The sequence below is a fragment of the Bacteroides muris (ex Fokt et al. 2023) genome (assembly GCF_024704895.1).
GTDB classification, from domain to species: domain Bacteria; phylum Bacteroidota; class Bacteroidia; order Bacteroidales; family Bacteroidaceae; genus Bacteroides; species Bacteroides muris.
The window spans coordinates 1-26,017 of sequence record NZ_JAMZEE010000026.1 but is presented as its reverse complement, the minus strand read 5'-3'; the positions used below and the strand labels follow the sequence as shown (position 1 = coordinate 26,017).

Below are 26,017 nucleotides of genomic sequence, written 5' to 3'. Positions count from 1 at the left end.
AGTTGTTAATTTATAATCAGAATAAGGCTTCCCAAGTAGAAGGATAGCTCGCAGAGCAGGAAAGTGGCCCCGCAGCAGTCACCCGTATATCCTTGCAGGCGCCGTTTCATCAGCCGGTACAGCAGGAAGAAGGTGAGCAGGGGAAAGAGGGGGGCAATCCACAGTTTTATAGGCAGCAGCAGTACGAAGGGAAGCAGACCGCAGATAAATCCGGCCAGCAACTCGTGCCGGCTCATGCGGTTGTAGACGGCCTTGTTTTTGCTCTCTTCCTCTTTCCGGGCATAGGGTAGGTAGTTGACTATCTGGGAGGCACAGAACTTGGACCAGCAGTCACCGCAGAGCACGAGGATGCAGAGAAGTTCCAATGGCAGGTGATGAAGTTGGAGCAACAGCAGGAAATAACATGTCAATCCGATGACACCGTAGCTTCCGATGTGGGAATCCTTCATGATGGCAAGAGTCCGTTCGCGGGTGGTGCCGCCGCCGAAACCGTCGAGGAAGTCCGCCAGTCCGTCTTCGTGCAGGCAACCGGTGACAAGCAGGCGTGCGATGAGGGCAAGAATCCATGCCAATGACATCGGCATAATCTGTCCGGCAAGCCACAGTACTGCCGCCATCACGCCTCCCGTCAGCCAGCCTACGAGCGGCCAATAGGGAACCACATGCTTGAAACACTCTGCCGGTACTTCCTTGATTTTCCAGAAGGGCAGTCGGGTGAGCATTATGAATGCAGCTAATACATTGTTCATGTTAGAAGTATTTGGTGATGGAGGCATGTGCAAAGTTATCCATTTCGTTGAGCATCCGCACGGCCGAGTCGATAATGGGATATGCACAGATGGCCCCTGTTCCTTCTCCCAAACGCAGTCCCAGGTTCAGCAGTGGGCGGGCATGCAGAGCGTCGAGCACCAGTCGGTGGCCATACTCGTCTCCGCAGTGCCCGAAGATGGCATAATCCGTCACTTCCGGATAGAGCCTGGCGGCGGCAAGCAGGCAGTTGGTCATGATGAATCCGTCTACAAGGATAATCATCCTCAGCTCAGCAGCTTGCAGCATGGCGCCTATGGCCATCACCATCTCCAGTCCGCCAAAGTAGCGGATGATGTCCCGGGTAGAGCCGTCACCTTTGTAGTTCTCCAAGGAGTGCTTCAACACTTCGTACTTGTGGCGGATGCCCGTGCTGTCGAGTCCGCTGCCCGCGCCTACACATTGTTCCAGAGGAATGCCGGTGAAGCAGGCCATCCATAGGGAGGATGAAGAAGTGTTTCCGATACCCATTTCACCGAAGCTGAGGACATTGCTGCCTTCTTCATGGCATTGTCTCACCACCTCGGCGCCCCGCTCTAGGCACATCTCCATTTCCTCTTCCGTCATGGCGGCCTCGTGCAGATAATTTCTGGTGCTTTTGCGCACTTTCATATTGATGATGCCTTTCTCGTAGGGGAGGTCGTAGTCTACTCCTGCATCTACTATCTTCAGGGTAAAGCCGTGCTGCCGGCAGAGGAAATTGACACCTGCCCCTCCATGGAGGAAGTTACTGATTTGCTGCCAGGTGATTTCCTTTGGAGAGAGGCTGACACCTTCTTCTACAATGCCGTGGTCGGCGGCGAAGATAATGTTTTGCGGATGTTTCAAGGCGGGGGATAATGTCTGTTGCATGAGTCCGATTTGGAGTGCCAGTTCTTCTAAAGTGCCCAACGAACCTTTGGGTTTGGTCAGGTTGTTGATTTTGTCAATCAATGCAGGACGGATTGCCTTGTCCGGACGTGTGATATGAAAAGTTTTCATCAGTCTGTTGATTTTTGATTGTTTGTAGTTTTATGGATGAGTATTTTTTACGGTAAGTGGGATGCCGGCTACCATCAGTGTCACTTCGTCGGCATGGGCGGCTACATATTGGTTCATCCAGCCTTGCATGTCCGTGAACTTTCGTTGCAGTTCGTTCTCGGAAGTTCCTCCCATGCCTATTTCATTGGTCACGAAGATGAAGGTTGCGTCTTGTGCCGTGAAGCGGTCGAACTCCGCCTTTACTGCGGCAAGTGCCCGGTCGGTATCTGAATTCAGGTCGAAGAAAAAGTTGGTACACCATAGGGTGATGCAGTCTATCAGGACAACCCGTCCCTCCAGCCGGTGGCGGCTGAGTTCTTTTTCCTCTTCGATGTTTGTCCATTCCGGTCCCCGGCATTCTTGGTGCCGGATTACCCTCTGGCGGAATTCTTCGTCCCAGATGCGTGCCGTGGCAAGATAAACGGGCGTGGGAGAGAGCTCGAGTGCTAGCTTTTCCGCATAAGTGCTTTTGCCGGAACGTGCTCCTCCGGTGATGAGTATGATTCGTTTCATTGGTATTTGGTCTGTATTTTGAAAGAATATCTTTGTTTTCCCGAGCAAAAATAAGAAATATTTGACGAAACATTTGTTTTTTTACAATACTTCGGTAAATTTTTACCGAAAATTTAAAAGTCGTAAATTTGTACGTTGGTTAATAATTCGATAATTTATAACTTTGATATAGGCATGGACGAAGACCGATTTTTAGCTGGTTCGAGAACACGAAAGAGGTCATTGAAATGTTGTCAAGAACGAATGGTTAAGCATGAATAAATGTGCTAAAAAAGATGCTAATCTGCTGACAATAAAGGTAAAAAGTATTACATAATTCATTGTTCTTTAGTAAATTATAAGTCCTTCAACTCTTCTGATTATGGCTTACGAAACACTCCTTATACAATACTAATTTTATTTCTCTACAGACGATTCGATGGATGGATGCGAAATCCTGGATTATTAAAGAACCAGGTTCCAACTGAAATCTTGTTTTAGAGATGGCAAGCAGCATGCCGGAATCACCAACTGTCAGTCAACAGACCTCAGAAAGTTGGATTTTCATTTCAATGCGTCGCTCGCAGCTGTCAACTTGGCCAAAGCGGCATGTAAGAGGCTCGGAATTACCTATTTCATATCCTCTTGCAAGTCATTCATGCACAATGCTTATATGCTTGAACGATTTATTGGCGTGTTTGGAATTAACCTAGCCCCGCAAGTTATTGACAAACTTTTCAAAGAACTCATCTTATTTACTGCCAGAGCCGCTTAGGCTTGACGAATTTTTACCGAACTATTGTTTTTTAGGAAGTAATTTATTAACTTTGCCACCGTTTTTAAGGCATGACCTTGGGAATGTTTATGCGGCAGTAGCTCAGTTGGTAGAGCATCAGCTTCCCAAGCTGAGGGTCGCGGGTTCGAGCCCCGTTTGCCGCTCTTTTGGAAATCAGATAGTTATCGAAAGATTCCTATCTGATTTTTGTTTTTAGGCGGTGCTGGTTTTGCATGAAACTATGCGATTGAAGTCAACTAAGAAGTCAACCGAAAATTTTATGAGTGCAGCAATCAACGTAGTGTGCTACAAGTGGAAAACTTTAGCAAATGGAGAATCCCGGCTCAATCCGAAATCCCGGTGCATTTGTTAAATATTCAGGCGTAGAGTTTGACCAAGCGGAAGATTTTTACTTTCGAGTTGTATACCAGAAGTGGGAAAAACGGAAGAATAGCTTGCAAATGAAGGATTGGAGGCTTTGCTTGAGTGGATGAATACAATCGGAGTAGCGACAGAAATCACATCGCTTGGTGTTACCGAGGATATGCTGGAAGGTATCGCCGATGCCACATTTATTATGAACGAAGGTTTCAAAACACTTGTGCGGGAAGATGTGCTTTCCGTTCTGCATGAAAGCTTGTAGTAAATACATGAACGGCACTATTCATCAAATAAGTGGTTCAAATCCATGAAGAATAAGGAATAGGGAAAATTTCAATAGTAAGCAAAATTCGGATAAAGAGGCAATGTCACTTCACACTTGACACTGCCTCTTTTTTATATAATCTGTAATTGGGGTTATCTTCTCTGTAATTCATCTACTGTTCAGTTCATAGTTTCAACCTAATTTTGCAATATGAAAATCAGAAGAATAATTACTTGAAACAAGAATTGTCAGATATGGAAAGAAGAACATTTTTAAGAAATAGTTTGCTGACTGCTGGCGGCGTATTGCTTGGAGGGTCGGCTATCTTCCGTTTTCTGAAAGAGAGTAAACCGGAAGAAGATTTTCGTCCCACGACAGTCGAGACAATATGCCAAGGTAACGGGAAAAATGTCCTTGTACTGATGAGTGCCGGTACGCGACAAGGCGATACAGACCATCTGACCGATGCCTATATCGAACGTCTATATGCCATTTCCGTCGAGGATAAGTATCCTGAGAAAGAGATCGTGCTGCTTACGACTGCGGGAGACAATAACGAGCATACTTTCGACCAGGCTTTGGGTTATTTTCATATCATCAGCGGCGTGTTGGGAGGAAAAGAGGTCGGAACTTATCTGGCGAGCGGTTGTACGGGATGTGAGAATATAGCCCGTCGAATATCACCTGAGCATCTTGAAAAAGTCTATAAAATGGGATTGGAATTATAAACCTTAAAATAGAACAAGATATGAACAGATGTATTATTGTCATGGTCTTGCTGCTTGTGACAGCCACATCTGCACTGACAGCTTGCAGTCCTGACGATGAACCTATAACAGAGAATCCGGTGATTCCTGTTCCTAATCCCGAAGAACCGGGAAACAACTACAATTCCGGAAACGGAAATGACGATAGCGGGAATGGCAATGAAAATAATGGAGGAGAAAACGAAATGAACAGAAACATTACAGTCCGGGCAGGCGGCCGCAGCTTCGCTGCCACCCTTGAAGACAATGCCACGGCACGTGCCTTTGCCGCTCTGCTGCCGATGACGGTAACGATGAACGAGATGAACGGCAACGAGAAATACCATTACCTGTCAGAGAATTTGCCCACAGACAGTAACCGGCCGGGAACAATCCGGAACGGGGATTTGATGCTCTACGGTTCCAATTGTCTCGTCCTTTTCTATGAAACGTTCTCTTCGTCTTACAGCTACACCCGTATAGGGCGGCTCGATAATCCGTCAGGGCTGGCTTCGGCTCTCGGGCGAGGCAATGTGACCGTAACTTTTGAAACCAGTAATAACTAAAACAATATCTCAAATGAAACTTATTAAAGATACTGAGTTCGGGGGCGAACGTCCCTTGTTCGAATCTCATGACCTCCGTCTGGAGAATGTGATTATCCGTGCCGGAGAATCGGCCATCAAAGAGTGCAGCAACATCGAAGCGTTCGAATGCCGTTTCGAGGGTAATTATCCTTTTTGGCATGTGCACGGCTTTAAAATCGACCGTTGTTATTTCGATGTCGGAGGTCGCTCGGCACTGTGGTATTGCGACCACCTGAAAATGACCGACACGATTATTGATGCGCCGAAGATGTTCCGCGAGATGGACGAGATAGACATCGAGAACGTAACGATGAACGATGCCGACGAGGTATTCTGGCGTTGCAACAACATCCGCATCAAGAACCTCAAACTGCATGGGGGCACTTATCCTTTCATGTTCAGCAACAACATTTATGTGGACGGACTGGAAAGTGACAGCAAGTATGTATTCCAGTACGTGAAGAATGTGGAAATTCATAACGCCAAGATTACGACAAAGGATGCGTTCTGGGAGGTGGAGAATGTGACCATCTATGATTCGGAACTCAACGGCGAGTATCTCGGCTAGCACTCGAAGAACCTGCGTTTGGTGAACTGCCATATTACTGGCGAACAACCGCTCTGCTATGCACACGACCTGATACTTGAAAACTGTACTTTCGGACCGGATTGTGACCGGGCATTCGAGTACAGCACCTTGCTGGCTGATATTCGCGGAGCCATCACGAATATCAAGAATCCGATGTCGGGACGCATCGTGGCCGACGAGTTCGGTTCAATAACCATAGACGAGAACATCAAGGCTCCCGCCGATTGTGAAATCCGGCTCCGGGACGAACTTACCTGTTTCACAAACTGAAGTAACAATGGCAATATATGATTTTGACAAAGTAATCTCGCGGCGAGGAACAAATTCCTATAAGTGGGACAGCAGCGAACGTGAAGCGGTGTTGCCGATGTGGGTGGCAGATATGGATTTTCCGACAGCCCCCGCTATCGTTGATGCGTTGAAAAAACGAATAGAGCATGGCATTTTCGGGTACACTCGTGTATCCGAGAGCTATTACAAGGCTGTCACGGATTGGTTTTCCCGCCGCCATAACTGGACAGTCGATCGCGAATGGATAATCTATACATCGGGGGTAGTGCCTGCCGTATCGGCCATCATCAAGGCATTGACCGTACCCAGTGATAAAGTACTGGTGCAGACTCCCGTCTATAACTGCTTCTTTTCGTCCATCCGCAACAATGGGTGCGAAATGGTGTCGTCTCCATTGTGCTATGCCGACAATACTTACACGATTGATTATGCGGATTTGGAGTGTAAAGCCGCCGACCCTAAGGTGAAGATAATGCTGCTGTGCAATCCCCACAATCCGGCTGGAAGGGTGTGGAAGCGTGAAGAACTGGTGCGCATCGGTGCAATCTGTATCCGTCACGGTGTAACGGTTGTTTCGGATGAGATTCACTGCGAGTTGGTTTTTCCGGGACACTGTTATACGCCGTTCGCTTCCATTTCGGAAGATTTCCTGCGGCATTCCGTTACTTGCCTGTCGCCCAGTAAGGCGTTCAATATTGCCGGATTGCAGATTGCGAACATTGTCTGCGCCGATGCCAACCGTCGGGCGAAAATAGACCGGGCTATCAACGACAATGAGGTATGCGATGTCAATCCGTTTGGCGTAATCGCTACTCAGGCAGCTTATAATGAAGGAGAAAAATGGTTGGACCAACTTATCGAATATCTGCACGCCAATTATCTCTATATGCGGGAGTTTTGCCGTGAGCATCTGCCGGAATTTCCTGTTACGGTATTGGAAGGTACCTATCTTGTTTGGATGGATTGCCGCAAACTGGGCCTTCCGTCTGAGGAGTTGGAACGGCAATTGATGGAACAAGGAGACTTATGGCTGAACGCCGGCATTATGTATGGAATGGAAGGAGAAGGCTTTATGAGGTGGAACATCGCTTGCCCACGTACAACGCTGATAGACGGGTTGACGCGATTTAGTAACTTTATTCATCGTTAAAATTGAATAATGTTATTTCATATATCTGATTGAAAACAACCATAAAGTGGTGGTTTGACGTTTGCTGTCGAACCACCACTTATTGTTTGGTGATTTCTCCTGCCAGGTCGGAATTCATGCGGTGGCAGATTTCGGCTTGGTTCAGTCCGTGTCCCAGAAGGAACATGAGCTTAGTGACAGCACATTCGGGGGTACTGTCATAGCCGCTGATGATACCTGCCTGAAGAAGATGAAGTCCGGTTTCGTAGCGTCCCATTTCGACGGCACCGCTCTGGCATTGGGTGATGTTGACGATGACAATGCCACGTTCGCTGGCTTCTTTCAGCTGGCGGATGAACCATTCTTTCTGGGGGGCATTGCCGGAACCGAAGGTCTTGAGGACTACGGCTTTCAGACCGGGAACATGAAGCACGGAATTGATAATGCTTTCCTGAATGCCGGGAAAGAGCGTGAGAACTACGACATTGGTGTCGAAAAGGTAGTGCGGCTTCATGGGGCGCGACGGGTCGGGGCGGCGGATGAGATGCTCGTTATAGCGGATATGGATGCCCGCCTTTGCCAGTGCGGGATAGTTGAAGGAACGGAAAGCGTTGAAATTCTCGGCATTGATTTTGGTGGTACGGTTGCCCCGCATCAGCTCGTTTTCGAAAAAAATGCACACTTCAGGGACGATAGGAGTGCCGTCCGGATGCTTGGCGGCGGCTATTTCAATAGCGGTGATTAGGTTCTCTTTCCCATCGGTGCGCAGGGTGCCGATGGGAAGCTGGGAACCTGTGAGGATGACCGGCTTGGAAAGGTTCTCGAGCATGAAGCTGAGGGCGGAGGCTGTATAAGCCATGGTGTCGGTGCCGTGCAGGATGACGAAGCCGTCGAAATTGTCGTAGTTGTAGTTGATGATTTTTACAATCTTTGCCCAGAAAGAAGGTTCCATGTCAGAAGAGTCGATGGGTGGATCGAACTGATAGGAAGAGATGCGGTAGTTGAAGCGCTTCAGTTCGGGAACATGCTGCAGCAGTTGGTCGAAGTTGAAGTTCTCAAGTGCACCGGTCTCGGGATTTTCTATCATTCCGATAGTTCCACCAGTGTAAATCAATAGTACAGAAGGGTAATCGACTTTCATAGATTTCGTATTTGAGTTCTTTTTCGGGCACAAAGATAGTAAAAAAAGTGATAACTCATCATTCATCCCACCTCTTCCTTCAACTGCCTGATGGCCTTTTCCGCATCTCCCTCCTTTTCGTTAAGCAGAGTGACGAAGCGGCTGCCGATGATGGCGCCGGATGAGTGGGCGCAGGCGGCATCGAATGTCTGCTTGTTGCTGATGCCGAAGCCTACCATGCGTGGATTGCGCAGGTTCATATCCTCTATCCTCTTGAAGTAGGCTTGTTTCCGGGTGTCGAAGTCTTTCTGGGCACCGGTAGTGGCGGCGCTGGACACCAAGTAAATGAAGCCGTCGGTGTGGGCGTCTATTTCGCGGACGCGGGCTTCGCTGGTTTCGGGGGTAATGAGCATGATGACACGGATGTCATACTTCGAGGCGATGGTTTTGTAGCTCTCTTCGTAATCGCGGAAGGGGAGGTCAGGAATGATGACGCCGTCGATGCCGCACTCCACGCACTTCCGGCAGAATGCCTCGAAGCCGAACTGCATGATGGGGTTAAGGTATCCCATGAGGATGAGGGGAATGCGGACATCGCGGCGAATGTCTTGCAATTGTTCGAAAAGCAGGCGGAGAGACATGCCGTTGTGCAGGGCGCGGGTGGCGGCATTCTGGATAACAATGCCGTCGGCCATGGGATCACTGAACGGGATACCGATTTCAATCATGCTGACTCCGTTCTTTTCGAGAGTACGGATAACGTCGGCAGTACCGTCGAGAGTGGGACAGCCTGCGCAGAAGTAAATGGACAGCAGATTCTTGGGGCTGTCCTGGAAAAGTTGGTTAATTCGGTTCATCATACTATTTACAATTTTACAATTTAGCTGCGCAATATACGCTGCCTGATACATTTTTGTATTTACGATTTATGATTTGAGTTTACAATTTAGCCGCGCAATTGTATACCGCATGGCGGATTATACATTGAACATGGTAATATTTGTCAAATCGTAAATCCATTGAGTTCTTTCAGGAAGTTTGAGATGCGTTCCACATCTTTTATTCCCGGTGCCGTCTCGAAACGGCTGTTGATGTCGATACCCGCAAAATAGGGATGGCAGAACTCCCAGAGGGCTTTTACGCTGTAGGGGTTGATACCACCGCTGAGCAGGAACGGAGTGGGACCGTTGTAGCGGTGCAGGAGGTTCCAGTCGAACTGATTGCCGGAACCGCCGTACTGCGGGGTCTTGGTGTCGAAGAGGTAGTAGTCGCATAGACCATTGTAGGCAGAGACAGCAAGCAGGTCTTTGGGGCGCGAGATGGAGAAGGCCTTGATGAGGTGCAGACCTGCATTGCGTAGGGAACGGCAATACTCGGGAGCTTCATTGCCATGCAGCTGGATGTAGTCCAGATCAAAACGGTCGGTATACATCAGGATGTTTTCCTTGGTTTCGTTGACAAAGACGCCGACGCGCTTGGCGCAGGCTGGCAGATACCCGGGCATCTGGTACAGATAACGGGGAGATTTTGGGTAGAAGATGAAGCCGATCATATCTACACCTTGCAGTTCTACATTGCGGATGTTTTCTGCTTCAGTCATTCCGCATACTTTGATGAGAGGAGACATCTTATTTACGATTTTACTATTTACAATTTACTATTTACAATTTAGCTGCGCAACGTAACGCTGTATGGGAGACTTCTGTATTTGCAATTATCAACTTTCAATTATCAATTGAAAGACTGTCTCTGATGAACTCTTTCAGGGTTTCGCCGGGGTGCCCTGTTTTCATGAAGGTTTCGCCGATGAGGAAACCGCGGAAGCCGGCAGCACGCAGGCGGCAGATGGTTTCGGGGTCGGAGATGCCGCTTTCGGAAACAAGGAGTGGGGAGACCGCTCCGTGGGTGGCTTCGCGCAGTTGCCGGGCTATCCGGAAGGAATTATCCACATCGGTGACGAAAGAGTCGAGGTTGCGGTTGTTGACACCAACCATGTCGGCTTCCTTATTTATATAGGAGAGTTCCGAAGGGCTGTGGATTTCGAGCAATACCTCCAGCCCAAGTTCGTGGGCTTGGGTGGTGAGAGTGCTGCATTGCTCCGGACTAAGGCAGGCGGCAATGAGCAATACCGCGTCGGCACCTACGATGCAGGCTTGCAGAAGCTGGTACTCGTCGATGATGAAGTCTTTGCGCAGAATGGGGATGTGGACGAGCGGACGGACTGTGCGGATGTCGCGCAGCGTACCGCCAAAGAACTTCTCATCCGTCAGGATGGAGAGGGCAGCGGCGCCGGCGGCTTCGTAGGAGGCGGGTATCTCCTCTGCCCGGGCAGCCTCGTTTATCCAGCCTTTGGAGGGTGAACGTCGTTTGAATTCGGAGATGATTCCTGTAGAAGAAGCGGCAAGGGCCTGCTTCATGCTGCGGCGATGTGCCGCATTCTCCCGGATGATGTTTCCGGCTTGTTCCCGCAACTGTTCCAGAGAGACGGTTTGTTTCTGTAGTTCAATTTCTGTTTGTTTATGGGCGATGATTTCAGACAGTATATCTTTCATTGCTTCATTTATTGATTTCGATAAATTTTTTCAGTGTCGCCAGCGCCCGTCCGCTATCCAGTGATTCGCGTGCGATGGCGATGCACTCTTCAATCTCTTTCTGCGGCTCCATCACCTGGATGGCAAAGGCGGCGTTGACAATGACGCATTGCGTTTGTGCAGGTGTGGCATGCCCCGTAAGGATATTGTCGAATATGTGGGCAGCATCTTCCTTGCATGCGCCGCCGAACAGTTCTTCAGGGCGGGCATCCTTGAAGCCGAGAGCTTGCGGACGGTAGATGTGCTCGTAGTCGCGGGTCATTACCTTGAACTCGTCTGTCAGGGAGATTTCGTCGTAGCAGTCAAGGCTGTTGACCACGGCAAAGTCAATGCCGAGCTTATAGAATACATTGGTATATAGGCGCATCTGCGAGAGGTCTGCCACGCCGAGTAGTTGGTATGCCGGACAGCATGGATTCACCAACGGGCCGAGCAGATTGAACAAGGTGCGCACTCCCAGCGTCTTGCGGACAGGGCCGACAAACTTCATCGCCGGATTGAAAAGCTGGGCATGAAGGTAAGCGATGTTACACTCTTCCATGCTGCGTTTCAGTGTGTCGGGGTTGTTGGTGAAGCGTACGCCATGCTGCTCGATGACATTGCTGGCTCCGCTCACGGAAGTGGCTCCGTAGTTGCCGTGTTTGGCAACCTTGTAGCCGGCTCCCGCCACCACGAAGCAAGCGCAGGTGGAGATGTTGAAAGTGTTTTTTCCATCGCCTCCCGTACCTACAATGTCGATGGGGCGATAGGGGGCGAAGTCGATGGGGAGGCGTGTTTCCATCAGTGCTTCGCGGAAGCCGATAAGCTCATCCACAGTGATGCTCCGCATCTGGAAGGCAGTGAGCAGGGCCGCTATCTGCGCCTCAGGATACATTTCCTTGGTGATATTGAGGAGGATTTGTTTGGTTTCCTCCGATGTGAGCTCTTCGTGATTGAAGAGACGGGTGAGTATTGCTTTCATCTTGATATTTACGATTTGATGGTTGAATTTACTCCTTTTTTGGAGTTTTGTATTTATGGGTTCTCGAAACATCTTATGTTTTCGTCCGAAACGCCTCATGTTAGCAATAGTGAAGTGTGGCATTTCAGACACTGAAGTGCCTTATTGCGAAAGCCAGTTTCTCACGATTGTTTTTCCGTCGGGTGTCAACACCGATTCAGGATGAAACTGGATGCCGTGGATGTCATATTTCCGATGTTTCAGCGCCATGATTTGTCCTTCGGGGCTGATGGCAGTAATGGCAAGTTCGTCTGGAAAGTCCTTCGTATCCACTACCCAGGAGTGATATCGTCCGACGGAAACCCTATTGGGTAAACCGCAGAAGATATAGTCTTCTTCGAGAGAAATACCTTCATAATCCTTTTCCCCTAATTCTTCATTCCTAATCCCTGATTCTTTCTCCTTTATCCTTATTTCCGTCTGTACTCCATGGAATACCTCTTCCAGATTGACCAGCTTTCCGCCGAACACTTGTCCGATGGCTTGTTCGCCCAGGCAGACACCGAGTAGGGGTTTTCGTCCGGCATAGGTGCGGATGACATCCAACAGCAGTCCGGCTTCCTCGGGTACGCCGGGACCGGGTGAGAGGATAATCTTATCGTATCGCTCCAATTCTTCGAGCAGGAATCTATCGTTGCGCAGCACGTCCGTTTCTGCGCCAAGCTCTTTCACCAGATGGGCAAGGTTGTAGGTGAATGAGTCGTAATTGTCTATGATAACTGTTTTCATTTTTTGTATTTATAAACCGTTTAATTTACTATTTATGATTTGGCTGCACAGTGTACGCACCGCATGGCAAATCGTAAATAGTGAATTCTCAAATGGTAAATGAATTCACATTTTTTCCGCCATCTCAATTGCCTTTTTTAGTGCGCCGAGCTTGTTGTTCACCTCTTGCAGTTCGTACTTGTCGTTGCTCTTGGCCACGATGCCGCCTCCTGCCTGGAACCAGAGGACACCGTTGCGGCTGACAAAAGTGCGAATCGTAATCGCCTGGTTCAGCGAGCCGTTCAGCCCGATGAAACCGATGCAGCCTCCGTAGGCTCCGCGGTTGTGCGGTTCCAGCTGGCTGATGAGCTGCATGGCGCGTACTTTTGGGGCACCGCTCAGGGTTCCGGCAGGGAAGGTGTCGATGAAGGTCTTGACAGGGTCGGCCTCTTTGCAGAGTGTTCCGCTGACGCGGCTGACAAGATGGATAACATGACTGTAATACTGCGTCTCCTTATAGAAGTCTACCTTTACATCACGGCAGTTGCGGGATAGGTCATTGCGTGCAAGGTCCACCAACATCACGTGTTCGGCATTCTCTTTTGGGTCATCGTGCAGGTATCGTGTATTGATGGCATCCTGTTCCGCATCGCCGGTGCGCTTCGTGGTTCCGGCAATGGGGTCGATATAGGCATGGCGCCCTTCGATGCGGCAATGGGTTTCGGGAGAGGAGCCGAAGATGCGGAAGCCCCCGAAGTCGAAATAGAACAGATAGGGCGAAGGGTTGATACTACGCAAGGCACGGTAGAGCTTGAAGTCATCGCCCATGAAGCGCTGTTCGAAACGGCGGGAGAGGACAATCTGGAAGACGTCGCCGCGCAGGCAGTGGGCAATGCCTTGGCAGATGTTCGCCTTGTGCTCCTCGTCTGTAAGTGGGGAGGTGGTGGAGCCGATGGCGCGGAAGTCGTAGGCGGTGTAGTTACGGTTATGGATGGCCTTCTGCACCTTGTCCAGCTCGTTGGTATCACCGGGAGCCAGCATCTCGAGGAGCAGCATCTCATTCTTGAAATCGTTGAAGACGATGAGGTACTTATATAATATGTACAACATGTCCGGCGCGTCGTTGGTGGCTTCACGGCTGTCCTTCACGGGTATATTCTCGAAGTAGCGGACTGCATTGAAGGAAGTGTATCCGTAGAGTCCGCAGTAATTGCTGTATTCGCCTTCTACGCGGAAGCGGCCAAGGAAGTCGTTCAGCGCATTTTCCACCCGATACTCTTCGGTTATGGGATGTTCTTCGCGGCTGTCGTCCGGCAGTCGGAAGATAGCCATACCATGATCTATGCTGACACTTGCCAGCGGACACAGAGCGATGAACGAACGGTTATTCTCGCTGCCATGATAGTCGGAACTCTCCATAAGTGCGCTCTGCGGAAAGATGTCGCGTACCTTCAGATAGGTGCTCACCGGCGTATGCAAGTCACCAAGCATGGTACGGCTGACTGTTTTATAGTCATATTGTTTCATTGTATCTTGTATTTTTAAATAATTCATCACTTATAGCTCATCACTCAAATAGGTATCCATATCCTTGTCTCCTCTTCCCGAGACAGTCAGCACCACTACGTCCGTCGGCTTGAAGTTCATCTTCTCCAGCGCGCCCAGTGCGTGGGCACTTTCCAATGCGGGGATGATACCTTCGAGCCGGGTCAGTTCGTAGGCGGCGCGGATGGCTTCATCGTCGTTGACGGCGAGGACGATGGCACGTTTCCGCTTGGCAAGGTTGGCGTGCATGGGGCCGATGCCCGGATAATCCAGTCCGGCAGATATGGAATAGGGCTCTTCTATCTGTCCGTCCTCGTTCTGGATGACGTAGGTGCGGGAACCGTGGATGATGCCCATCTTGCCGAGGGCGATGGTGGCGGCTGTCCTTCCCGTTTCAATGCCTTTTCCGCCGGCTTCGGCGAGGACGATTTGCACGTGCGGGTCGTTGACGTAGTGATAGATGGTGCCGGCTGCGTTGCTTCCTCCGCCTACGCAGGCGATGAGGTAGTCGGGACAGCTGCGTCCTTCATGCTCAAGGAGCTGTTTTCTGATTTCTTCGCTGATGACGGACTGCAAGCGTGCCACCATGTCGGGATATGGGTGCGGGCCGACAGTGGAACCTATCACGTAGTAGGTGTCCGACGGATGGCAGCACCAGTCGCGGATGGCTTCGTTGGTGGCGTCCTTCAACGTCATGTTGCCGCTGGTGACGGGTACGACGGTGGCGCCGAGCATCTTCATCTTCTCCACATTGACGCGTTGGCGCTCCACGTCGGTCTTGCCCATGTAGACGATACATTCCATATTCATCAATGCGCAGACGGTGGCTGTGGCTACCCCATGTTGTCCGGCTCCGGTTTCGGCGATGATGCGGCGCTTGCCCGTGCGGCGTGCCAGCAAGACCTGCCCGATGCTGTTGTTGATTTTGTGGGCGCCGGTGTGGTTCAGGTCTTCACGCTTGAGGTAAATCCGGCAACCGTACTTCTCGGACAGGCGGTGTGCCGGGTAGAGTGGGGAAGGGCGTCCCACGTAGTCGCGAAGCAACTGCTCGTATTCACGCTTGAAGTCCTCGCTTTGCAGCACCTTGAGGTAAGTATTCTGCAACTCTTCTACACACTTGTGGAGGATTTCGGGGACGTATGCCCCACCGAATTCTCCGTAATAACCTTCTTTGTCAACTAAGAAATCCATCATGTTATTTACTATTTGACTATTTACTATTTAGGGGAATCGGGAGTTGAAACTGATTCCCTTTTTTGTTATTTAATCTATTTCAGGCACCGGTTTCGTGGCTTTCAGTGTTATCAAAAACACATTGTTGCCTAAACGAAAAGAGCCCCGTCGCTTGGTGCGACAGGGCTCTTTTTGTTTTTACTATATATTACATATATACATACGAGCACTGCTCCCTTACGACTGTCGGAGTTGTAACGGGTGCCACCACCAATATGTATTTACGAACATTGTTTTCATTGACTTTTTTGATTTTATCGAAGGCAAAGACAGTGCAAACCGAATGTATAATAAAATGAACTTGCTCATTTTCTATGCTGAGGTGCAGCCTGTCTTCGTTTTCGCGACAAATATAAGCACTTTGTTTTAACCGCCAAAATAAATATGACTTTTTTTTCGGATTAAAACATTTCTCTTGGAATATTGTTTTTATAGGTATAGTAAAAATGAGTATTCATTCAAAAAAAGAAAGGAACAAACTATGAATCGAAAACATTTAGTTGCCATAGGTGTAGTTATTGCTGTACTGTTGTTGGTATACTGGCTTTTTGTGGCCGAAGATATGAATGCCTGGTTGAATGTAAACTGATTTTTCGGAATTTTCGTGCGGAGTTATTCGGATAAAGATGTATCTTCGCAAAAAAACATAGACTCATGAAAGGATTAAGTTATTCATTTTTGCGCGCAATATGTGCGCTGGTTATCGGTTTGGTGCTGGTGATGTTTCCCGACCAGGCCGGTGATTACCTGGTGATTACGATAGGTGTCGTTTTCCTGGTGCCTTCGCTTATCAGTATCATAGGCTACTTTGCACAGAGCACGGAGATGCGCAGTCGTTTCCCTGTCGAGGGGGTGGGCAGCCTGCTGTTTGGCTTGTGGCTGATTATCATGCCCGGTTTCTTTGCCGATTTGCTAACATTTGTATTGGGATTTGTTCTGCTGATGGGAGGAGTGCAACAGATTGCCTCGCTCTCCGCCGCCCGTCGCTGGATGCCGGTGCCGTATGGCTTTTACACGGTGCCTGTATTGATTCTGATTGCTGGTCTGGTTGCGTTGTTCAATCCTATGGGAGTACGTTCCACGGCATTTATCATTATCGGTATTAGTAGTCTGGTCTATGCGGCTTCGGAACTGCTGAACTGGTTTAAGTTTACGCGCTGCCGCCCAAAGACACCGGATGCTTCTGCAAAGGCGGTGGACCATATTGAGGATGCACAAATTATAGAATAAAAAAACAGACCATCTGTTGAGGTAGAACAGATGGTCTGTCTGGAGTAAACGGATGGTCTGTTCATGCCACACAGACCATCCGTTTTTTATTATTTCAACCATTCATTAATCAGCTCCATCGCTTGTTTCTTTTCTGCTTCAGGCAGAGTGCTGATGCGTGCCCGATGGCTTCCGCCGGGCTCGACGAATACATGGATGTTCTTCTTCCCTTTCAGCCAGGTCACTCCGGCAGCCGTCCATGGGTCGTTCTGTCCGTAGATGAATATCATTCTCGGGTCATTCTTTTTCAAGAATTCCGTGATTTTCTTGCTTAGGGTCTTGTCGAAGGGCATGTCTTTCAGCTCTTCGGGAAGCATGAGGCGGTGCAGGTAAGCCTTGTTCGATTGGATGGAAAGATATTTCTTGAAAGGCTTCGTATCGTAGCCGTAATAACCCAACTCGCGGGCGGCCTGCACGAAGAACGAGGCTGTCGGGCTGTCGGCAATGAAATAGTCGGGGTTGCTGATGTCGAGCAGATGGGCAAATATCTCATCGTCCGGAGCCGTGGTTGCGGGAATGCTGTTGACGGGAGACCCCCACTGCCAAAGGGCGAAAGAATACTCCAGCACACAATAGTCGTATATTTCTTCAACGGGCGCACGGAACTTGAGCCCTTTTTCATCGCAATATTTCTCAAAGCGGGGGAGCAGCGTGGCTTTCCGTTTCAACACTTCCAGCTGGAAGTCTTCAATTCGTTTGCGGTCTTGCGGAGTAGACACTTTCTTGAGAAAAGGTTCGTGGCGTCCGTCTTCCGCCGCATAACAGAGCGGAGCTACGTATGGCACGGAAATATCCACATCGTCCGGATAGAACGTGCGGTAGAGCAGGGTAGTCTGCCCGCCCTTGCTGATGCCGGTTGCAATCCATTTGCCGGGATAGATGCTTTTAAAGGCGTTGCGGACGGCATGCAGGTCGTCTGCAGAATTCTCGGCAGTGAGGTATTGCCAATCTTTTGGTTCTGGGGTGGATTCCAGAAAATAACGGTATTCCACAAAAATCATGTTGGCATCGAGCAGCTCTGAAAGTTCCTCGCGATACTTGGGATTGAGGGCATAGGCGGCTCCATAGCCTTCGGTTACAATTACCGTAGGACGGTCGAAACCGACGTGGGAGACAATCACGCGCTGTCGGAAGCTGCCCTTTTCGGGATGGTCGTGGTCCAACGGCTGGGTGAAATAGGTTATATACTTCTCGGAGAACCGGGTGGACTCCAACGGACGGGTTTCCGTAATGGCGGAAATCTGACTCAGTTTTTGCTGCAAATCGGTTTGTGCCCAGGCAGTAGCCGAAACAAACAGCAAGGCAAACAGCAGGAACGCTGCATAGCAGTTACGTAAATTCTTCATGATGACAAGATTGTTTTTATCTGACGGGCAAAGATAGGTTATTTCCTGCTTACTGCCAACAGTTGGCATGGACGAAAAAAGAGAGAGAGAACTGCCTCGCGGCACCTCTCTCCCTGCAAACTTAAAACAACCAACAAAAGAAAGCGATAAGGAACCAAGGATGAAGAGGTAAATAATGAAGGGTAAGTCCATTCTATTAATTCTTAATCTTTCATCCCTTATCCTTTATCTTATAAACAGTAACTCGCGATATTTGGGCAACGTCCACATCTGATTGTCGACGATGAGTTCCAGCTTGTCGATGTGGTAACGGATTTCTTCCATCATCGGTACGATGTTGTCGTGGTAGGCGATGGCTTTTTCACGTTCACTGTCAATTTTGTTGGCCACTTTGCGCGCCTCGATCATGGCATCCACATGCTCCTTGATGAAGGCAGTGCGGTCGGCAATCTCTTCGATGAGTTCCAGATTCTTGGCAGATAGTTTTGCGGCCTTCTCTGCGGGGAACAGGTCTTTCATCTTGTAGACGTTGTCCACCAAATCGGTCTGGTATTGTGTAGCTACGGGGATGATGTGGTTCATGGCCAAGTCTCCGAGCACGCGGGCTTCGATTTGGATTTTCTTGGTATACATTTCCCATTTCACTTCATTGCGGGCTTCCAGTTCTTTCTTCGTCATGACTCCGATGGATTCGAACATCCGGATGCTCTCCGGTTTCAGGTAGTTGTCGAAGATGACGGGAACATTTGTCTCGCAATCCAGACCGCGGCGGGCTGCTTCGGCTTTCCATTCGTCGCTGTAGCCGTTGCCGTCAAAGTGGATAGGCTTGCAGACTTTGATGTACCGGCGGATGATTTCGAGGATGGCGGAAATTTTCGGTTCACCCTTTTCAATCAGTTCGTCCACATCTTTCTTGAATTCCACCAACTGCTCGGCAAGGGCAGAGTTCAGTGCAATCATGGCACTGGCACAGTTGGCTTCGGAACCCACGGCGCGGAACTCGAAGCGGTTGCCGGTGAAAGCGAACGGGCTGGTACGGTTGCGGTCGGTATTGTCTATCATCAGTTCCGGAATCTGCGGGATGTCCAGCTTCATGCCTTGCTTGCCGCTGAGGCTGACGAGGTCGTCCTTTGTACTCTCTTCGATGTGCTCCAGCACCTGGCTCAACTGCTTGCCCAGGAAGGAAGAGATGATGGCCGGAGGAGCTTCGTTGGCACCCAGACGATGGGCGTTCGTGGCGCTGGAGATGGAGGCCTTCAGCAATCCGTTGTGGCGGTATACGGCCATCAGCGTATTCACTACGAAGGTGATGAAACGCAGGTTCTCTTCGGGCAGTTTGCCGGGGGCGTGGAGCAGGACACCAGTGTCCGTACCCAGCGACCAGTTATTATGCTTGCCGCTACCGTTGACACCCTTGAAAGGCTTTTCGTGCAGCAGTACGCGGAAGCCGTGGTTACGTGCCACTTTACGCATCAAAGCCATGATGAGCATGTTGTGGTCTACCGCCAGGTTGCATTCCTCGAAGACGGGAGCCAGCTCGAACTGGTTGGGAGCCACTTCGTTGTGACGGGTCTTGACGGGGATGCCGAGTTTCAGCGCTTCGATTTCCAGTTCCTTCATGAAAGCGGCCACACGGCTGGGGATGGCCCCGAAGTAATGATCTTCCAGCTGCTGGTTCTTGGCGCTGTCATGGCCCATCAGCGTGCGTCCGGTCATCAGCAGGTCGGGACGGGCGGCGTACAACCCTTCGTCAACCAGAAAATATTCCTGCTCCCAGCCCAGATAGGCAACCACTTTCTTTACTTCCGGATTGAAATAGTGGCATACGTCGACGGCAGCCTTGTCTACGGCACGCAGGGCTTTCAGCAACGGTGCCTTGTAGTCCAGAGACTCACCGGTATAGGCGATGAAAATAGTCGGGATGCAGAGCGTGTCGTCTACGATGAATGCCGGGGAAGAGGGGTCCCATGCCGAGTAGCCACGTGCCTCGAACGTATTGCGGATACCGCCGTTCGGGAAACTGGAAGCGTCCGGTTCCTGCTGTACGAGCAGCTTACCGGAGAATTCCTCCATTACGCCGCCTTTGCCGTCGTGTTCCACAAAGGCATCGTGCTTTTCGGCAGTACCTTCGGTCAGCGGATGAAACCAGTGAGTATAGTGGGTCGCCCCCATTTCAACCGCCCATTTCTTCATACCTGCGGCAACCTCGTCGGCTATGCTGCGGTCTAGCGGGGCTCCGTTGTCAATCACATCCGTCAGTTTGGCATACACCTTGCTTGGCAGATAGCGGAACATCTTCTCCTTGTTGAATACATACTTGGCAAAATACTCTGACGGACGTTCCGCCGGGACTGCCACTGCAACGGGTTTCTTCTTGAACGCCGTCTCTACTACTCTGAATCTCAATTTTGACATAATACCTTAGAGTTGTAATTGTTGGTTTAATAAAACTATGTTAGAGTGAAAAAAACTTCTTTTCATTGCTTTCTCATCTTAGAAACTTAGTCCGACTATGAAATAGGCACCTTCAGACTTCGGATTCCAAGTTGCTTTGGCAAACAACGGGAGGGAGAAGGAATCGGTGATTTTGATGTCTTTTGATACTCCCAGGCTGACGTCGCATACGGCAAAGCCGTTGGCTTCATAGAAGTCCGTGGCCCAAGGGGTAGCGCCTATCTCGGCTGTCCAGTCCAGTCCGCCCAATGCGAAGGGGGCTGCTACGGAGATGTAGGATGAATAAGCACGGTCACCGTCTTTGTCAACGCCGTCGTCGCCTGCAAAGTTGGTGTACCAGTTTACGGCTACGGGGCCGAAATCATAACCGATTTGCGCCTCGAACAGATGTGAGTTGGCTGCATTGTGTGCTCCATACCGGAAGTATTTGGCCGTCGCTCCATCTCCGGTCACATTGTACCAGTAGTCCGTCACCGATACGCTGAAGCCTCCGGTCGAATATCCCAGTATGAGGTCGAACTCTTTCGTGTCCGAACTCTCGATGCCTACGGAGCCCCAAGCCCCCAGAGAGAAACCTTTGTAGGCAATGGATGCACTTGGCTGAAGGCTTACACCCCCCAAATCCTGGCCACGCCAGACGTAGCCGCTTACGAGGTCGACGCCTACCGATGCTTCCACTTTATCCTGAGCCTTTGCCGTGAAAGGCATTGCCATTGATAAGAGTATCATTGCCATTATCCCCCGTTTTATACTTCTTGTTTTCATACCTTTTTTACTTTTAAGTTTAGTTTTCTTATTTCAGCCACTTCCGGATGCGCTTCATGGCTTCCACGCAATCTTCGTGTTTTCCGAAGGCCGTCAGCCGGATATAACCCTCGCCGCTGGGACCGAAGCCCACGCCCGGTGTGCCCACTACATTGGCCTCATACAGCATTTGTTCAAAGAATCGCCAGGAGCCCGTTCCGTCAGGCGTTTTCAGCCAGATGTAAGGAGCGTTCACACCACCGTAGACCTTCAGTCCGGCCGCTTCAAGGCCCTGCTTCATGGTGCGGGCGTTGTTCATATAGTAATCTGTCGTTTCCTTTATCTGCCGCTGTCCTTCCGGTGTATAGATGGCTTCCGCTGCCCGTTGGGTGATGTAGCTGGTGCCGTTGAACTTGGTGCATTGGCGGCGGTTCCAGAGCTTGTTCAGCGGGATGCGTTCGCCTTCCAGCGTGGCGGCAGTGAGTTCTTTCGGCACAACGGTGTAGCCGCAGCGTACTCCCGTGAATCCGGCAGTTTTCGAGAAGCTGCGGAACTCGATGGCGCATTTCTTTGCTCCTTTTATCTCGTAGATGGAGTGGGGCACATCATCTTCGCGGATGAAGGCTTCGTAGGCGGCATCGAACAGAATCAGCGTGTCGTTGGCGAGCGCATAATCTACCCATTTCTTCAGCTCGGACTTGGTCAGGGTGGTTCCCGTCGGGTTGTTGGGATAGCAGAGGTAGACAATGTCGATGCGCTTGTCCGGAATCTCCGGGATGAAGTTGTTTTCGGCGGTACAAGGCATGTAGGTGACGTTGCTCCACTGGCCGTTTTCCTCCAATACTCCGGCACGTCCGCACATCACGTTGCTGTCTATATAGACCGGATAAATCGGGTCGGTCACTCCCACGCTGTTGTCGTGGCGGAGAATGTCGCCGATGTTTCCCGTGTCGCTCTTTGCTCCGTCGTTTACGAAGATTTCCGTAGGACTGAAATGGATGCCTCGCGGAAGGTAATCGTGCTTGATGATGGCTTCTATCAGGAAGTCGTATCCCTGTTCGGGACCGTATCCACGGAATGTCTGCGCATCAGCCATCTCTTCCACCGCCTTGTGCATCGCTTCGATGCAGACCGGCGGCAGTGGCCGGGTAACGTCTCCGATACCCAGACGGATGACTTCCTGCTTTGGGTGTGTTATCCTGAAAGTATTTACCTTCTTGGCTATGTCTGAAAACAAATAACTGCCCGGTAGTTTTAAAAAATGTTCGTTAACTAATGCCATAATCTTTTCTTGGTTGATAGTTGGTGGTTAGTCAATTAATTCAATTTCTCCGTCGAATACTTTGGTGGCTTCCCCCGTCATCAGGACATGTCTGGTAGCGATGTCCCATCGGATGTTGAGTGAGCCTCCGTCCATGATGACGGTAGAATCTCTTCCCGCGCGTCCGGTGAGGAAGGCTGCCACGGCGGTGGCACAAGCTCCGGTTCCGCAGGCTTGGGTGATGCCCGAGCCTCGTTCCCAGACACGCATCCTTATTTTTCCTTCTTCCAATATCTGGGCAAATTCTACGTTGATGCGTTCGGGGAAAAGGGGATGGTTTTCCAGTTTGGGGCCGATTACCGGAAGGTCGACGTCCTCTATGTCATTGACGAAGATGACCAGGTGCGGGTTTCCCATGGATACGGTGGTACCTGCATATCGTTCTCCGTCCACTTCGATGGGTTGTTCTTTCATCGGTTTGGCACCTTTGCCGTCGTAATCTGCCGGTTCGTCGGCAGGTATGCCCATGTCTACGGTTACAGAGTTGACCTTTCCGTCTGCCAAGTGCAGGTTTAGCACCTTTATACCTGACAGTGTGTCGAGCATGATTTTCGTTTTAGAGGTCAGTCCGTAGTCAAAAAGATATTTTCCGATGCAACGGCTTGCATTGCCGCACATCCGGGCTTCCGAGCCGTCGGCATTGAATATCCGCATGCTGAAATCGGCTTTGTCCGAAGTGCCTATAAGTACCAGACCGTCACTTCCAATTCCCGTATGTGGTGCACTCCATATCTTTGAAAGTTCTTCCGGATGTTCGATGGGAAATCGGGTTGTATCTACATAAATGTAGTCGTTTCCGGCACCATGCATCTTGGTGAATTTTATTGTTCTTGTCATTTTGTCCTTTGTTGGTTGATTAATACGTCCTTTTGTTTTATTTCGATGCAAATATACGACGTTTTGTTTTATGATTAAATGAAAAGTATATCCATTTTCTATTTATTTGCGGTTAAACTTTCATTCAATGATAATATGTGTAGCGGAGCTTTCAATCTGAAAGCATATAACTTTGTTTTTTGTATAAATTGTAATCAATATAAAAGCGTGGCATGATTCGGAATAAGAAAAAAGATTGCTTATATGAATAAATGCTACCTTTTTGAAAACAGTAAACCGCTTCATTGTTGACATGATGAAGCGGTTTGCTTGGCTTTTATTTCTAAATGTATAAGGAACGGCTATTTTTTCTTTAAAATTGCTTTCAATGTTACCGGCTCATTGGTTGTGACGAAATCTACTCCTTGGCTGATGAGCCATTCCATGTCTTTGGCTTTGTTTACAGTCCAGGCGTTTACTTTCATGCCGAGCTCGTGGCATTCCTTTATCCATTCAGGATGTTTTTGGAAGACACTGAAGTGGTAGTCGGGACCGGCACAACCCCATGCTTTCAACTCCTTGGGGGTAAGGTCACCGGTCAGGTAGTAGACGGGGGTGCCTTTGGGTGCCAGACGGATAAACTCCTTGGTGGCATGTTTGGAGAAGGTGATGTATTCGGTACGGCTTTCCAGCCCCATATTCCTAATCATCTTAACGATGCCCTCTACGGCACGTGTCTCTTGTTCGGGAGTTTTATGGGCTTTCAGTTCGAGGATAAGGCGGGTTTTCAGGCTTTTTGCCTTGTCCAGATACTGTTGCAGGGTAGGGAGTTGTTCGCCGTTGTCCAGTTGTACGGCGGTGCATACCTTGGCTGTGGCATCTTGCATAGTCACGCCTTTAAAGGTGGCGTCATGATTGACAACCAGCTGATTGTCTGTGGTGAGCCAAACGTCGAACTCGGAGCCGTAGCAGTGGATGGAATCGGCCTTTACAAGTGCGGCAAGGGAGTTCTGGGCCGAACCGCTTATTGTCCAGAAACCACGGTGGGCAATGACTTCCTGGGCCTGGATAGTGCCGCACGCAGCAAAGAGCAGGGCAGAAACAAAAAATAGTTTTTTCAGATTCATAATGATTAGGGTGTTTTGTTATGGACACAAAGATAAGTATTATATTTCTTTTATTAAATCTAACCCCTGAGTAATTTCAGTATGTACTTTCCGGGCATCACGATGCGGGCTTTCATTTCATTGTACAGACTCCATGCTCAATGTCGTGTTTTCCGTAATCCGTTTTTCCCATAGCTTTTTTGCTTTTTCTGTTTTGGATACAAATTGCTCCTCAAATTCAGTTTTTTCTTTTCCCATTTTTCATGTTTTTATGGTTAGTAAATGTATGATAATCAGCAATGAAAAAGGGCTACTCCTTTCAGTACGGATGGCTACGCCCTTGCCTTGTTGAGGCTACACCATCCGACGAGAAAGGTGTAGCCCTTCTGTCGGGTTGCTGACGGCGGCAAAATTACTGCCTTTCCAGGTACTGAACTATCAGTGATTTATCCTTACATCATATCCGTATGGGTCAATCAGTGTGGTGTCTTCCCGTTTTATGATGGCCCATACCTTCTCCAATTCGGTGATTATCGTACTGTAAGTCAAAGGTTTTTGCTCTCCTCTGGCTCTCTTTGTGAAGTTTTCGGATGCTACGAGCAGTTTGGCTATATCCGTTATTTTCCTGATTTTTGTGCCTTCAAAATAGCCTGATTTAAAGGCTCTTAAGTAACCTACATAAACATGGGTCTGGATTCCGTAGTAAACCCGTTCTGCCAATAGCTTTTCATCCACTATGGAGCAGTGTTCTTTTACTTTCGTTGTTCTTGGTTTCTGTGTATCAGATTGATACGACATGCTTCTCTGCTCGTTACTGTTGAGATGCTTCTTTTTTTGAGTTCTTTCATTTGTGTAATTCTTCGTCCGTTTAACTGTTTTTTAATCTGGTTAAAAAATGCGAAAGTATAAAAAGTAGGAGAGAAATAGGGGGACTTGGAGAAAAATGTGTGGGAATTAATTTTAAGTGGTTGATATATAGGATGATATGCTGTTCATTAAACGTACGTTTAATGAACACCTATTTCAAGCCTTTACAAAGCACATTCGGAAAGCTAAAAACAAGAAAAATTTAACTGATTATACATGTTTCATATACTACTGATATTCAACGCAATGCGACTATTGCCATTCCTCGTCAGGAACATTTTTCTATCAAACATTTTGTCATTACAAAAAACGTATCTATCTTTGCGTTCATTAAACGTACGATTAAAAAACGCTTTTTTGTTTCTAATGCGTTCGTTTATAGTCTCTTACCAAAAGGTAGTGAACAACCGCAGAGAATCTGTTGACAAGAAGAGCATATTGCTTGTCAAACTTTCCATAAAATGCTCGCAAGTGATTGAACTACAGTTCTGTAATGGTAGTTCAAAGCCCCCAAGGAATACCTTTTTCTAAGTAAAATCAGCAAGAATAGAAATGGATAAAGAGACCGAAGTTTGGTTTGCCATGCGTGCCACATACCGCAGGGAGCTTGAAGCTATGCATCTTCTCGAAAAGGCAAATCTTGGCTGTTTCATTCCCATGCAATATAAGATAAGTATCCGTAGGGGCAGGAAAGTCCGTGCTTTGGTTCCCGTCATCCGTAACCTGGTTTTTGTCCATGCACGTCCTTCCGAAGTGCAGCGATTTAAGTCTCAAATTACTTATTTGCAATATATTACTGATACCCGTAGCGGTCA

The 26,017-nt window shown here is 49.0% G+C and carries 24 protein-coding genes, 1 tRNA gene and 2 pseudogenes; 9 read left to right on the top strand and 18 right to left on the bottom strand.

Annotated features, from left to right (window positions below; all coding sequences use genetic code 11):
• Positions 1-5 precede the first annotated feature (5 nt).
• Genes cobS through cobU form a run of 3 tightly spaced genes read right to left on the bottom strand, consistent with a single transcriptional unit; the run spans position 6 to position 2,340 of the window.
• Positions 6-749, bottom strand: a complete 744-nt coding sequence (gene cobS, locus M1B78_RS11475; RefSeq protein WP_257940726.1) for an adenosylcobinamide-GDP ribazoletransferase — start codon at positions 747-749, stop codon at positions 6-8.
• Between the two features lies 1 nt (position 750).
• Complete coding sequence (gene cobT, locus M1B78_RS11470; protein WP_257931957.1) at positions 751-1,788, bottom strand: nicotinate-nucleotide--dimethylbenzimidazole phosphoribosyltransferase; 1,038 nt, start codon at positions 1,786-1,788, stop codon at positions 751-753.
• Between the two features lie 30 nt (positions 1,789-1,818).
• Positions 1,819-2,340: a bifunctional adenosylcobinamide kinase/adenosylcobinamide-phosphate guanylyltransferase gene (cobU, locus tag M1B78_RS11465; RefSeq protein ID WP_257940725.1), complete on the bottom strand. Its 522-nt coding sequence runs from the start codon at positions 2,338-2,340 to the stop codon at positions 1,819-1,821.
• Positions 2,341-2,737: 397 nt separating this feature from the next.
• On the opposite strand from cobU, the pseudogene M1B78_RS11460 reads away from it, so the two are divergent.
• The 7 genes and pseudogenes from M1B78_RS11460 to M1B78_RS11430 form a co-directional block, all read left to right on the top strand.
• Positions 2,738-3,094: pseudogene (locus M1B78_RS11460) on the top strand (transposase); the annotation flags it as partial.
• Positions 3,095-3,185: 91 nt separating this feature from the next.
• Positions 3,186-3,258: transfer RNA gene (locus M1B78_RS11455), tRNA-Gly, on the top strand.
• 326 nt (positions 3,259-3,584) lie between these two features.
• On the top strand, positions 3,585-3,737 hold the full coding sequence (locus M1B78_RS11450; RefSeq protein WP_257940724.1) for a hypothetical protein: 153 nt from the start codon (positions 3,585-3,587) through the stop codon (positions 3,735-3,737).
• A gap of 257 nt (positions 3,738-3,994) precedes the next feature.
• The gene (locus tag M1B78_RS11445) at positions 3,995-4,468 is read left to right on the top strand and encodes a hypothetical protein (protein ID WP_257940723.1); all 474 of its coding nucleotides are present in this window, start codon (positions 3,995-3,997) and stop codon (positions 4,466-4,468) included.
• 20 nt (positions 4,469-4,488) lie between these two features.
• Positions 4,489-5,052, top strand: coding sequence for a cyclophilin-like fold protein (locus M1B78_RS11440; RefSeq protein ID WP_257940722.1), 564 nt, complete (start codon positions 4,489-4,491; stop codon positions 5,050-5,052).
• A 13-nt stretch (positions 5,053-5,065) separates the two neighbouring features.
• Positions 5,066-5,932, top strand: a pseudogene (locus M1B78_RS11435) (DUF3737 family protein).
• 7 nt (positions 5,933-5,939) lie between these two features.
• Entirely contained in the window at positions 5,940-7,103 is a 1,164-nt protein-coding gene (locus M1B78_RS11430; RefSeq protein WP_257940721.1) for a MalY/PatB family protein, read from the top strand.
• A gap of 79 nt (positions 7,104-7,182) precedes the next feature.
• Here the strand turns inward: M1B78_RS11430 and M1B78_RS11425 are convergent, their stop codons facing one another.
• From M1B78_RS11425 to trpB, 8 genes are all read right to left on the bottom strand, one after another.
• Positions 7,183-8,223, bottom strand: coding sequence for an asparaginase (locus M1B78_RS11425; protein ID WP_136009635.1), 1,041 nt, complete (start codon positions 8,221-8,223; stop codon positions 7,183-7,185).
• Positions 8,224-8,285: 62 nt separating this feature from the next.
• Positions 8,286-9,059, bottom strand: a complete 774-nt coding sequence (gene trpA, locus M1B78_RS11420; protein ID WP_257940741.1) for a tryptophan synthase subunit alpha — start codon at positions 9,057-9,059, stop codon at positions 8,286-8,288.
• Positions 9,060-9,205: 146 nt separating this feature from the next.
• Positions 9,206-9,829: a phosphoribosylanthranilate isomerase gene (locus M1B78_RS11415; protein WP_257940720.1), complete on the bottom strand. Its 624-nt coding sequence runs from the start codon at positions 9,827-9,829 to the stop codon at positions 9,206-9,208.
• Positions 9,830-9,926: 97 nt separating this feature from the next.
• Positions 9,927-10,754: an indole-3-glycerol phosphate synthase TrpC gene (gene trpC, locus M1B78_RS11410; protein ID WP_257940719.1), complete on the bottom strand. Its 828-nt coding sequence runs from the start codon at positions 10,752-10,754 to the stop codon at positions 9,927-9,929.
• Positions 10,755-10,758: 4 nt separating this feature from the next.
• The gene (gene trpD / locus M1B78_RS11405) at positions 10,759-11,754 is read right to left on the bottom strand and encodes an anthranilate phosphoribosyltransferase (RefSeq protein WP_257940718.1); all 996 of its coding nucleotides are present in this window, start codon (positions 11,752-11,754) and stop codon (positions 10,759-10,761) included.
• Positions 11,755-11,895: 141 nt separating this feature from the next.
• Positions 11,896-12,522: an anthranilate synthase component II gene (locus M1B78_RS11400; RefSeq protein ID WP_176468987.1), complete on the bottom strand. Its 627-nt coding sequence runs from the start codon at positions 12,520-12,522 to the stop codon at positions 11,896-11,898.
• Between the two features lie 105 nt (positions 12,523-12,627).
• Positions 12,628-14,028 (bottom strand): anthranilate synthase component I family protein, encoded by a 1,401-nt coding sequence (locus tag M1B78_RS11395; protein WP_257940717.1) that lies wholly within the window; start codon positions 14,026-14,028, stop codon positions 12,628-12,630.
• 30 nt (positions 14,029-14,058) lie between these two features.
• The gene (gene trpB, locus M1B78_RS11390; protein ID WP_176468995.1) at positions 14,059-15,237 is read right to left on the bottom strand and encodes a tryptophan synthase subunit beta; all 1,179 of its coding nucleotides are present in this window, start codon (positions 15,235-15,237) and stop codon (positions 14,059-14,061) included.
• 696 nt (positions 15,238-15,933) lie between these two features.
• Between trpB and M1B78_RS11385 the strand changes: the two genes are divergently transcribed.
• A complete protein-coding gene (locus tag M1B78_RS11385) occupies positions 15,934-16,509 on the top strand; it encodes an HdeD family acid-resistance protein (protein ID WP_257931966.1) in 576 nt (191 codons plus the stop codon).
• An 89-nt stretch (positions 16,510-16,598) separates the two neighbouring features.
• Here M1B78_RS11385 and M1B78_RS11380 read toward each other — a convergent pair whose 3' ends face one another.
• From M1B78_RS11380 to M1B78_RS11350, 7 genes are all read right to left on the bottom strand, one after another.
• The gene (locus M1B78_RS11380) at positions 16,599-17,894 is read right to left on the bottom strand and encodes a S28 family serine protease (RefSeq protein ID WP_257940716.1); all 1,296 of its coding nucleotides are present in this window, start codon (positions 17,892-17,894) and stop codon (positions 16,599-16,601) included.
• 225 nt (positions 17,895-18,119) lie between these two features.
• Positions 18,120-20,309, bottom strand: coding sequence for a glutamine synthetase III (locus M1B78_RS11375; RefSeq protein WP_257940715.1), 2,190 nt, complete (start codon positions 20,307-20,309; stop codon positions 18,120-18,122).
• A gap of 78 nt (positions 20,310-20,387) precedes the next feature.
• Positions 20,388-21,113 carry a hypothetical protein gene (locus M1B78_RS11370; protein ID WP_257940714.1) on the bottom strand — a complete coding sequence of 242 codons (726 nt, stop codon included), beginning with the start codon at positions 21,111-21,113 and terminating at the stop codon, positions 20,388-20,390.
• Between the two features lie 28 nt (positions 21,114-21,141).
• Complete coding sequence (locus M1B78_RS11365) at positions 21,142-22,374, bottom strand: LL-diaminopimelate aminotransferase (RefSeq protein WP_136009622.1); 1,233 nt, start codon at positions 22,372-22,374, stop codon at positions 21,142-21,144.
• A 27-nt stretch (positions 22,375-22,401) separates the two neighbouring features.
• Positions 22,402-23,250, bottom strand: coding sequence for a diaminopimelate epimerase (gene dapF, locus M1B78_RS11360; protein WP_257940713.1), 849 nt, complete (start codon positions 23,248-23,250; stop codon positions 22,402-22,404).
• Positions 23,251-23,591: 341 nt separating this feature from the next.
• Entirely contained in the window at positions 23,592-24,356 is a 765-nt protein-coding gene (locus M1B78_RS11355) for a glycerophosphodiester phosphodiesterase family protein (protein WP_257940712.1), read from the bottom strand.
• 417 nt (positions 24,357-24,773) lie between these two features.
• Entirely contained in the window at positions 24,774-25,133 is a 360-nt protein-coding gene (locus tag M1B78_RS11350; protein ID WP_257932231.1) for a hypothetical protein, read from the bottom strand.
• Between the two features lie 621 nt (positions 25,134-25,754).
• On the opposite strand from M1B78_RS11350, the gene M1B78_RS11345 reads away from it, so the two are divergent.
• Positions 25,755-26,017: transcription termination/antitermination NusG family protein (locus M1B78_RS11345; RefSeq protein WP_276019026.1), on the top strand; the 263-nt coding region annotated here is incomplete at its 3' end.